This is a genomic window from Protofrankia sp. CiP1_Cm_nod2 (assembly GCF_920664355.1).
In the GTDB taxonomy this organism is placed as follows: Bacteria; Actinomycetota; Actinomycetes; order Frankiales; family Frankiaceae; genus Protofrankia.
On record NZ_CAKKTL010000081.1, the window covers coordinates 1 to 10,596 of the forward strand.

The following is a 10,596-nucleotide window of genomic DNA, read 5'->3' on the forward strand; positions in this document are numbered from 1 at the left end:
TCGGCCGCCTGGCCGGCCGACGTGCCCGCCCGCGCCCGCGCGCCGCGGCCCCGGTGAGGCCCGGCCTGCTCCTCGACCAGCGCCGTCAGGTATCCGCCCAGCGCGCGGACCGCCTCGGCGAGCTGGCTGACCGCGTCGACGAGCACCGGCGGTGCCGGAGCGCCCAGCCGCAGCAGCATGACCGCGGACCGGGCGAGAACACGCACGTTGCGTACCGCGTGGTCCATCTTCGCGGCGACCTCGCCGTATGCCGCCAGCGACGGCGAGCGGCGCCGGCGCAGGATGGTGAACCGGGCCGACTCCTCGGCCACGGCGACCGCGCCGTGGAACGCCGCGACCGCGGAGTCGATGCCGCGCGCCTCCTCCAGCGTCTGCCGGGCAGCGTCGTGGTCGTCGGCTTTCAGCGCGGCCGCGACACTGTCGAGGACGTCGGCCAGCCGTTCGAACACCGGCGCGGACTCGTCGGCCAGCTCGGTCAGCGGGTCGGTCCGCAGCGGCAGCTGGTTGACCGCGATGGCGACGGCGCCGCCGACCATCGCGTCGAAGAACCGGGCGGGGACGAGACCGCCGTCCGCCGGCGTGGTCACGGCGACATAGATGGCGGACACCGCCGACTGCACCACGAGGATCGCCCCGCCGCCGAGGAAGGCGGCCACGGACAGGGTGAGGACGGTGACGGCCACCACCGACCAGACGCTCGCCGGGCCGATGGCATTGGAGATCACATCAGCGATCAGCACGCCTACCGCGACTCCGACCCAGATGTCCAGCGCCCGCCGCAGCCGTTGCCCGCGGGTGACCCCGAGGACGATCAGTGCGGCGGCCGGGGCGAAGAACGGCAGGTCGTCCCCGACGAGATACACACCCAGCAGCCAGGCCACGGTCACGGCAAGACCCGCCTCGACGACCGCGTCCACGCAGCCGCGTAATCGCCGCAGGCCCTGAGCGAACCATGACCGGGCCGCCCGCAGCCGGCCTGCCCATGGCCCGGCCGCGGCCGCGGGCCCGGACGGCCGGGGGCCAGGCGACGGGGGGGCCTGCGACGGGGGGCCGGATGGCAGCTCGCGGCTGGTTGCCGGGCCGGCGGCCAGCGTGACCGCCGGCCGGTGCCGGTGCTGGGTCATCGTCGTGGCTCCGGTTCTGCTCTGCGGTCCGGGCCTGGGAGCGGCCGGACTGATGATCCTGATCGGGCGTCGGCCGGGTGGCCCCGCGGGGCCACGGGATCAGAGCCTCGCCGTCGCGGGATCAGAACTCCTTCTGCCGTAAAGTGTCAATCTCATTCCTTACCGTGACGACATCCCCGATGACGATGACGGCCGGCGGCTGGATGGCGGCCTGGGCGACCAGGGCCGGGATGTCGGCAAGCGGGCCGGCGACCACCTGCTGGTCACCACTGCCGCCGTCGCGGATCACCGCTGCCGGGGTCGACGCCGGGCGCCCACGCTTGATCAGTTCGGCGGTGATCTGCTCCAGCGCGCCGATGCCCATGAGGATGATGATCGTCCCGGGGCCGGTCGCCACGGCGTCCCAGTCGACCGTCGAGCCCGGATGCGACGGGTCGACATGGCCGGACACGATCGTGACGTCCTGGGTGATCCCACGGTGGGTGACCGGGATGCCGGCCAGTGCGGGCACCGCCGTCGCGCTGGTCACCCCCGGGACGACCTCGCAGGGCACCCCGGCGGCCGCGCAGGCCAGCGCCTCCTCGCCGCCGCGGCCGAAGACGAACGGGTCGCCGCCCTTGAGACGCACCACCCCCAGGCCACGCCGGGCGCGTTCGACGATCACCTGGTTGATCTGCTCCTGGGTGAGGTTGTGGCCGTGCGGCGCCTTGCCAGCGTCCACGATCTCGACCTCGGGCCGTAAGCCGTCGAGCAGGGCCCGCGGGGCGAGCCGGTCGACCACCACCACGTCCGCTCGGCGCAGCAGCTCCAGGCCCCGGACGGTGATCAGATCGGGCCGCCCCGGGCCGCCGCCGACGAGCGCCACCCAGCCGCCCACCGGGCGCTGGGCTCGCGCGTCCCGGTCCCGGTCCACGTCTCGCTCCTGGCCCCGCTCCTGGCCCCGGTCCTGATCCCGGTCCTGGCCCCCGTCCTGATCCCGGTCCTGATCCCGGTTCCACTGCTGGTCCCGGTCCGGGAGCTGGCCTCTGCTCCGCTCCCTGTCCTGGTCCGCGGTCCCGCCTGGGCGGGCTGCCCCGCGTAAGGCACCCGCATGCCCGTCGTCGCCGCCATGCCCGGCCGCCATCGGTGGATCCGTGTCGAGTCTGCCCACGATGAGAGTGTGCGGCCTCCGGCGCGGAAAAGCCGTAGGTAGGTCCCGTCGTGATGGCAGCGGCTGCCACACCTGTGACCTGCGCGTCCGTAGGTGGCAACCGCGGCCGCGGCGGAGGTTTCTACCTACTGTCCCGCCGATGCGTCCTCTGTCCCCGCCGATGTGTCCCGCTGATACGGCGCAGGCCGCTGAGTACGAGGGCGACCATCTCGTCGGTGTCGTCCGTGGCGAACAGCGTTTCGTTCTCGGCCTGGTCGAGGCCGTTGGCGAGCGCCTCCGGGCCGGCCACCCGCAGCTCGGTGAGCAGGCCGTCGTAGTCGACCGGTGTGCCGGCGCGGGCCGCCTGCGCCACCAGCTCGGCGTATCCCGGACGGGCCGCGAGCTGGCTGTCCAGCTCCAGGTCACGGGGCCGCCCGCCGGTCACGGCCTCGATGACCCGCTCGGTGCAGCCGCCGAAGCCGCCCAGCAGGAACAGCGGCCGCCCGGCCCGCAGCGTGAGCACGGCCTCCTCGAGCAGGCCGGGGTAGAGCCCCGCGCCGACGACGACGGCACCGCCGAGCATCACCCGCGCGTCGGTCTCGGTGGCCATGCGCTCACGCATGGCGGTCAGCGCGCGGGCCCGCTTCCAGCGGGCCACCACCGCGTCACCAGCGCTGCCGATGTTACCTGGGTCGTCCCGCAGATCCGGGTCGTCAGGACTGATGTCGGCCGGTGGCGGCACACCGACCACCGTCGCGACGTCGACGAGCTCGGCCTGTTCGTCCACCCCGAACCGCAGGAACAGGTGCCACGCCAGGTAGTCGGTCACCCGCTCCGGCCCGGGCCGGCCGGGCAGGTCGTAGGTGTCGACGAGATCGAACAGGACCCGGCTGTACCCGCCGGCGCGCAGGTCACCGCCGTAGGCGAGGGAGCCGCCAGCGGCCAGGACATGCCGGGCGATCTCGACGAACGCGTGCCGCTGGTGCGGCACCCCCAGGCCTCGCCGGACCAGGTCCGGGCTGTCCGAGATCGAGACGGCCACCCGGATGTCCGCGAGCGAGCTCACAGCAACCTCCTCGCGCGCTCTGTCACCACCGGGCCCGTCGCGGGCCCCATCATGTCGGGAGTCATGTCAGGAACAGCGGTCATGTCGAGAACAGCATCGTCGGCGTCACCATCCGTAGCGAACCGTCGAGCTTCGCCAGCACCCGGCTCTCCTCGGTACCCAGCGGTGGATCAGGATATAGAAGATCGACTGGGGACGCACCTCCGGCGGAATTCCGTGGCAGATCAAGCAGCGTCAGCAGTTCGGGTGGCCGGGCCAGCAGGAACGCGGGCAGAGCGACACCGTGCCGGCCGCACATCTCGGCGGCCCGCAGCGGGAAATACCGGTGCCTGAGCGTCTCGGTCAGCAGAACGCCGACCAGACGGTCGAGAACCGCTCGCGAGTCATGGTGCCAGCGGACGGTCGGAACGTTGCCGAGATACGGGAAGGCGCGCGCCGAGTGGTCCGTGAACGCGTCCAGGACAACCACCGGCATGGACGCGCGCTTCGCGCCGAGGAGCTCCCGCTGGCACCACGGCCGTGAACCATACGAATCCGAGTTCACCGCGAGCAGCGCGCTACTGGTGGCCGCGGCGTCGAGAACGTCGGCGAAAGAGTCCCCACCGGATATGTGGTGCGCGTCGAGGAAGTCGTCGACATCGGTCTCGAGCCGAAGATGCCGGGCCACCTGCCTGGCGATGTCACCGCCATCCGCGGACGCGTAGCTGATGAACACCCGGACCGGATCCGCGGCACCGATCTGACGGCACACCCGGTGGACGACATGGTTCAGCAGGACCTGCTCACGAAAACGCGCCGGCAGCGTGTGCAGGTCGACGACGTCGACGTCGGCCGCGACGGGGACGCGGGCGAAGTTGGGAGTGAGCGCGAACGGCAGCAACCAGTTACCGGGCCCGGCGCCGACAGCGCGCAGCAGTTCCGCGAGATAGTCGTTCCAGCCGGCGCCCACCAGGGCGTTGTCGATGAGCAGGACGATGACATTGCGCTCGGCCAGGCTGAGATCGACAGGTGGTGGCACGTCGGCGGCCCGCCGCGCGCCACGGCCGTCCGGGTGGCGGTGCAAAGGCCCGCCAGCCGACCAGAAACGCACCGGAACTCCCAGCGAGCGGGCGGCCGGCCGCGACGGGTCGGCCGTCAGATGCGTGAAGACGGCGTCGGCGAGCTGGTGGGCTTCCGCGCCGGCACCGGAACGCCAGACCACGTGTACGACGACGGGCGGCCGCGGTCGCCCGGCGGCGCTCACCAACGGTCGTCAGTCGGGTCAGGATGCATTCCGGCACGATAATCCGGTGCCGCATTCGGGCACCACGGCGGGGGTTAGGAGGGCCGGTCCAGCGCCAGGACGGCCTCTGCCAGGACGGACGGCCCCTGCCGGGACGGCCGCCGGGAGGCGGACACCCCCGGTGGGCGAACGGTCTTCGGCGGCGACGCCGGCCGTCAGCCCGCCACTCGTCCGCACGACATCCCACGTGCGCGGCATGCGCCCCGGGCGTTTCACATGGCCCGGCCGGTGGGCCGCTGGGCCGCGGCCGGCCGGGCGTCCGCGACGCGTTCTCCGGCGCCGGAAACAACGGGGCACGCCGAGAACAGCCCGGTCACGTCGAGAAGAGCATCGTCGGTGTCATCAGCCGCATCCTCGGCTCGAACTCGTGTAGCAGCCGCGTCTCCTCGCTGTCCAGCGGAGGATCGGGATAGACGACGGTCAGGTCCACCTCCACCGAGCCGGCGCGGCGGCGCAGCTCAAGCAGCGTGAGCGGCTCGGGCGGCCGGGAAAGGCAGCAGTACGGCCGGTCGACCCGCCGCAGCCGGGACAGCCAGGCCACCTGGCGGGGAAAATACCGGTGCCGGAACGACTCGGCGAGGAGCAGGCCCAGCAGCCGCTCCATGACGAGCGGCGAGTCCGGTCTCCAGCGCAGTATCGGAATGTTCCCGAGATAGGGCGAGCGACGCTCGTCGCGGTCCTCGACCGCGTCCAGCAGAACAATCGGTCCGAGTTCGCGCTTGGCCCTGATGACCTCGTGCCGGCACCATCCCCGGGAGCTGTAGGAATCGGTCACGATCGCCAGGAACGCCGACGCGGAAATCGCCCGGTCTATCGCCTCGACGAGCCGTTCACCGGCGGCGATACTGTGCACGTCGAGAAAGTCACCGACGTCCGTGCACTCGTGCAGATATTTGCGCACGGCCAGCGCCACGCCCCGGCCGTCCGTCGAGGCGTGGCTGAGCAGTACGGTGAGCGGGGAATTGTCGTCGGTGACATGCCGGAAGAGCCGGTGCAGGATTTTGTTCACGAACACCTGGTCCCGCAGCTCGTGGGCTGCCTCGTAGAGCCTGAGGCAGTTCACGTCCGAGATCGACGAGGTCCGGTCGACCTTCCGGGTGAGCAGCACCGGCAACAGCCAGTGACGAGATGACGCCGAGGTCATGCCGACGAGCTCGGCGATGTAGTCGTTCCAGCCGCCGCTTATCAGCCACGCGTCGACAAGCAGCACCACGATGTTGCGTTCGGCCCGCTCGAGATCGACGGCTGGCGGCGGATCGTCCCGTCCGGGCGACCGCGGATTCGGCGTGGACGTCCAGAAACGGACCGGCACACCGAGGCCTCGCACCCGCGGGCGCCACGGATCGGCGCACAGGAACTTGAAGGCGACGCCGGCAAGATGCTCGCCGAGGCGACTGCCACCGTGCCAGACTACATGCACCGCAACAGGCAATCGCCTGTCAGCGGTTACCAACGGTCGTCAGCCGAGTCGGGATACACCCCGGCACAATAACCGGGCGGTCATGCCCGTCCTGGGGCCACGTGCCAGACCGTGGCTCCGGCTATGCGTCAGGGACACGTGCCAGAACCACGCATCAGGACGCGGCCCTTCCCAGTGCCCGGGCCCGGCCCGTCTCGGTCTCGGTCTCGGACGGACAGGTGAGCGGATACGGACGGGGGTTATCCCTGCCGCTCCGTGGTCCGCCGCCAGCGGATCTCCGCGTCGATGAACTCGTCGATGTCGCCGTCGAGCACCGCCGCCGTGCCGGACGTCTCGACCTCGGTCCGCAGGTCCTTCACCATCTGGTACGGGTGCAGAACGTAGTTGCGGATCTGGGAGCCGAAGGAGACGTCCTGCGGCCCGCCGGTCAGCCGCTGCTTCTCGGCGGCCTCCTCGGCCCGCCTGCGTTCGAGCAGCTTCGCCTGGAGCACCATCATGGCCGCGGCCTTGTTCTGTAGCTGGCTGCGTTCGTTCTGACAGGTCACCACGATGTTGGTGGGCAGATGGGTGATCCGCACCGCGGAGTCGGTGGTGTTGACGCCCTGCCCGCCCGGCCCGGACGACCGGAAGATGTCGATCCGCAGCTCCTTGTCGTCGATCTCGACGTGGTCGGACTGCTCGACCGCGGGTGTCACCTCGACCCCGGCGAACGAGGTCTGCCGCCTGTTCTGGTTGTCGAAGGGGCTGATCCGCACCAGCCGGTGGACGCCGTGCTCGCTGCGCAGCGTCCCGTACGCGTAGGGCGCCCTGATCTGGAACGTGGCGGACTTCAGGCCCGCCTCCTCTGCCTCTGAGGTGTCGAACACCTCGGCGGCGTACCCGTGCCGTTCGGCCCAGCGCAGATACATGCGCAGCAGCATCGCGGTCCAGTCGGCGGCATCCACGCCGCCGGCGCCGGCCGAGAGCTGGACGATCGCGTCACGCTCGTCGTACTCACCGGAGAGCAGGGTGCGGACCTCGAGCGTGGAGATGTCGCGGGCGAGCGTGGGCAGGTCGTTCGCGGCCTCGGCGAGCAGGTCGTCGTCCCCCAGGTCGAGGGCGGCGATGACGTCGTCGAGACGCCGGCGCAGCGCCTCGACCCGCGAGATGTCCCCACGTACCGACGACAGTCGCCTGGTCACGACCTGGGCGCGTTCCTGATCGCTCCACAGCTGTGGGTCCGCTGCCTCGCGTTCCAGATCGGCTGCGCGACGACGGAGAGCTTCGAGATCAAGAACGGCCTCGATGCCGGCAAGCGTCGCGTCGAGAGCCTTGATCTCCTCTGTGATGTCGGCGGCCATGAGACCCACCTTACCGTCGGACGCACCGCACCCCCAGCCGTACAGATCTTGCCTCTCCGTTGCCTCCGGTTCGCCGCGCGACGCGGATCACGGCCCGTCGGTCGCCACGGAACGTAACCGATGATAACGGGGAAAGATCGCGGTACGCGGGAAAGCGGGCGCGTGGGGGCGCGCGGAGGGAACATGGGGGCATGCCCAGCCCAGCACGGCCGGGGCCGCGAAACCGTGGCGCACACGCCTGCCAGCCCGCCGCGACCGAGGCGATGTCATCCGGTGGAAACACCGAGGCGCCAGCTGAAATAACAGGGAAACAATGTTACGAGAAAGCGACGGTGTTACAGCCAGGTAATTTACCCCGGCCGGCCACACCGCCGACACGGCCCGCCCGGCGGCGTAATACCCTTGTGAGACACACAACACACCGCCACATCCCGGCACGGAAGCGGCAGGCGTTCCGAAACGCTATCGTTGGTAACGAGTGGCTTCTTCGGCCTGGAAGTGGTGACGTCGCATGCGCCCTTCCAGGGCTTGTCGGAATCGGCACCGGTGAGCACGGGAGCTCCGCCGCGCGTCGTCACCCTCGGGTGAGTCGTGGCCCTTGGCGGACAGAAAGAGAACCACGGTAATACGCCCGCCCGAACCCGAAGGACGCCGACATGCCTGAGCCTGCCGACCGACGACGGGTGCTCGCGGCCACCGTGGCCCCCATTGTCGCCATGACCGACCAGGCAAGCACCAGCGACCTGCACGAAGCCTGCGCACGGGCGCTGGAACAGGCGCTGGACAGCTACGAGACCGCCGACCTGGCCGACATCGTCTCCGGCCTGACCAGGCTGGAGGAGACCATGCGCACGGTGCCGCGTGCGCGGCGGCTACGGGGATCGGTCGCGCTGGACTGGATGCGGCTGCACGCCGCCGTGACCACCACCATGGCCGGAGCCGCCTACGACCAGGGCCGTCACGGCGACGCCGTGTCCCTGGCCGACCGGGCCGCGACGGTCGCCCGGGCCGCCGGTGACGGGCCGCTCGCCGGCCGTGCGCTGACCGTCCGCGCCCGGGTGGTCCGCCAGCACAACCCGGCGGTGGCGTTGCAGATCGCCGATGCCGCCGGCCGTATCGCCGGCACGAGCCCGGCCCGGGCGCTGGTCGCCGGCAAGGTCTCGGCCAGCTCGTATGCCGCGGTCGGCGACGTCGCCGGGGTCCGGCGCTCGGTGGCCCAGGCATGGAAGATCATGGAGCTGATGGACAGCTCCGCGCACGGGCGTCCGGGATTCGCCCTCGACACCTACTCCCCCGCCGACCTCGCGCTCGCCTCCGCCGAGGCGTTGACCACCGTGGGCGTCGCCGAGGACGCGGACAGCCACCTCGAGCGGGCGTCCGAGATGATCGACGACAGCGGACAGACCGGGATGGTGGTCGCGGTGCACATGGCGCGGGCCCGGGCCGCGCTCAGCCGCGAACGTCCCGACCCCTACGAGGCCAGGCAGCACGCCTCCCACGCGGTGACCCTCTCCCTGCAACGGCCAGCGGAATGGGTCGCCCGGCTGGTGCACGACATCTCCGCGCTCGCCACCAGGCGCACCGGCCACGACCTGGACGACCTGATCGCCACCACCTCCCCCTGGTTCTGACGGGGGTTGCCATGGGCCTTTCCAGGAAGGCTCCCGACGAGGCGCGGCCCGCGGCCCGGACCGGGGCGGGCGGTGCCGTCACGGCAGATTACCCGCGGTACCGCCTGCCGTAGCGGCTGGTGTTCATCGGCTGGTGTTCCGCGGGACGCGGGGGGCGTGGCCGGGCCGTAGCCGGGCCGGCGTTTCAGGGCGCGGGCGGGCGGACGAGTGACTGGGCGTCCGCGCTGGCCGTGACGGTCAGCGGGCCGATCCCCAGGATCGCCACCACCGGCAGGGTCACCGTGCGGATACCGGTCACCCGGACCGTCGCCGGCTCCACCAGTTCCGCGGTCAGCGTCGTGCGCCCGGACGGGTCGGCGTCGCTCTGGTACTGCGCGACGGTCGCGGCGACCGCCGTCAGCGGCAGCCGCTGGAGCTCCCCCGTCGCGGTGTAGATCGCCGTCTCGTCGACGCTCTGGGCCGCGGCGAGCGCCGCACCGTCCGCGGCGGAGGCGAGCGAACGCCTGGCCAGGTACACCACGGACACGTCGGTCACCACGAGCGCCAGCATCAACGCGACAAGAACATAGCCGAGGGTGAGAATCAGGATCGATCCCTCGTCCCGCACCCGGTGGCCTCCCGGCCCCCGGCGCATGGGACGTTTACACAGGTCAACGCACATCCGCGTCCCCTCCGGTCCGCAGCCAGGCGGCACTTGGCCCGCGGGCTGCCCCACCAGGGCCCGCGACGGCCACGATTTTCCGCGTCCGATCCGCCGCTCATCGGTGAGCGCAGGCTTTTCAGTTTCTCAAAGGGGCCGGAGCGCTCCGTTCAGGACCCCGCTCGCGGAAGCGCACCGCACCCAGTGCCTGGCCGATACCGAGCGACAAGGCCGGCTGGGACGACCAAGAAGACCACCGCGGGACGGCACACCTACGAGGATGTCGGGGAGCTGCTGGCCGAACTCGTGCTCACCGGCGAGGACATGGATCGCGCCCGCGAAACCACCGCCGGCCACATCCGTGCATGGCGATGGCGATGGGCACCTTGCCCAGGCCGCGGCTCCCGTGCCACATCAAGCGGCTGCTCCTTTGAGGATCCTGGCTCACGCCCCCAGCGGATCCGGACCGCGGGATGATCAAGAAACCATGGAGCATGGTAAGATGCGAGGAATCTGTTCACAGGCTGTCCAGGATGGGAAGGGGGGCCGAGATGGACCACGAGCCGCCGGCCGTTCTGGCCGATGTCGAATTTGTCGACCTTTCCCCTACCGCGCAGGCAGCGCTCGACGAGGCACTGGCCGAGGCCGATGCCGGCCACACCGAGCTGTACGACAGCGTCGAGGAGTTCGACGCGTCCCTGCGAGCGGCCGTCGTCGGCGACCTGGTCGAGTATCCCCGTACGGCCTGACCCAGACTTCTGCTCTGTGGCAGAAAGAGTATCGTGCGTGTGTGCCCACATTCGAGCGGACCTTACGCTTTCTGGACATGTACCGCCGTCTGACTCCCGCCCAGCGTGAGCGATTTCTGCGCGCACGGGACATGTTTCTCGTCGACCTCCGTAGCGGGAACGGGTTCCGCAAGGGGCTACGAGTCAAGGGCGTACGGACCCGACCAGGAGTGTAT

9 protein-coding genes are annotated in these 10,596 nt (G+C 70.8%); 2 read left to right on the forward strand and 7 right to left on the reverse strand.

What is annotated here, in order from left to right; all coding sequences use genetic code 11:
* The 6 genes from NBW84_RS11245 to prfB all read right to left on the reverse strand — a co-directional run.
* Positions 1-1,124: FUSC family protein (locus NBW84_RS11245; RefSeq protein WP_250284328.1), on the reverse strand; the 1,124-nt coding region annotated here is incomplete at its 3' end.
* Positions 1,125-1,245: 121 nt separating this feature from the next.
* On the reverse strand, positions 1,246-2,037 hold the full coding sequence (gene cobA, locus NBW84_RS11250) for a uroporphyrinogen-III C-methyltransferase (protein WP_250284330.1): 792 nt from the start codon (positions 2,035-2,037) through the stop codon (positions 1,246-1,248).
* Between the two features lie 358 nt (positions 2,038-2,395).
* Entirely contained in the window at positions 2,396-3,319 is a 924-nt protein-coding gene (locus tag NBW84_RS11255) for a hypothetical protein (RefSeq protein ID WP_250284332.1), read from the reverse strand.
* Between the two features lie 79 nt (positions 3,320-3,398).
* Positions 3,399-4,562 carry a toll/interleukin-1 receptor domain-containing protein gene (locus NBW84_RS11260; protein ID WP_250284334.1) on the reverse strand — a complete coding sequence of 388 codons (1,164 nt, stop codon included), beginning with the start codon at positions 4,560-4,562 and terminating at the stop codon, positions 3,399-3,401.
* A 352-nt stretch (positions 4,563-4,914) separates the two neighbouring features.
* Positions 4,915-6,021, reverse strand: coding sequence for a toll/interleukin-1 receptor domain-containing protein (locus NBW84_RS11265; protein WP_250284336.1), 1,107 nt, complete (start codon positions 6,019-6,021; stop codon positions 4,915-4,917).
* Positions 6,022-6,260: 239 nt separating this feature from the next.
* Positions 6,261-7,361 (reverse strand): peptide chain release factor 2, encoded by a 1,101-nt coding sequence (gene prfB / locus NBW84_RS11270; protein ID WP_250284338.1) that lies wholly within the window; start codon positions 7,359-7,361, stop codon positions 6,261-6,263.
* 656 nt (positions 7,362-8,017) lie between these two features.
* Between prfB and NBW84_RS11275 the strand changes: the two genes are divergently transcribed.
* Positions 8,018-8,992 (forward strand): hypothetical protein, encoded by a 975-nt coding sequence (locus NBW84_RS11275; RefSeq protein WP_250284340.1) that lies wholly within the window; start codon positions 8,018-8,020, stop codon positions 8,990-8,992.
* Between the two features lie 184 nt (positions 8,993-9,176).
* Here the strand turns inward: NBW84_RS11275 and NBW84_RS11280 are convergent, their stop codons facing one another.
* Positions 9,177-9,653: a pilus assembly protein TadG-related protein gene (locus tag NBW84_RS11280; protein WP_250290273.1), complete on the reverse strand. Its 477-nt coding sequence runs from the start codon at positions 9,651-9,653 to the stop codon at positions 9,177-9,179.
* Positions 9,654-10,165: 512 nt separating this feature from the next.
* On the opposite strand from NBW84_RS11280, the gene NBW84_RS11285 reads away from it, so the two are divergent.
* Entirely contained in the window at positions 10,166-10,381 is a 216-nt protein-coding gene (locus NBW84_RS11285; RefSeq protein WP_250284343.1) for a hypothetical protein, read from the forward strand.
* Positions 10,382-10,596: the final 215 nt, after the last annotated feature.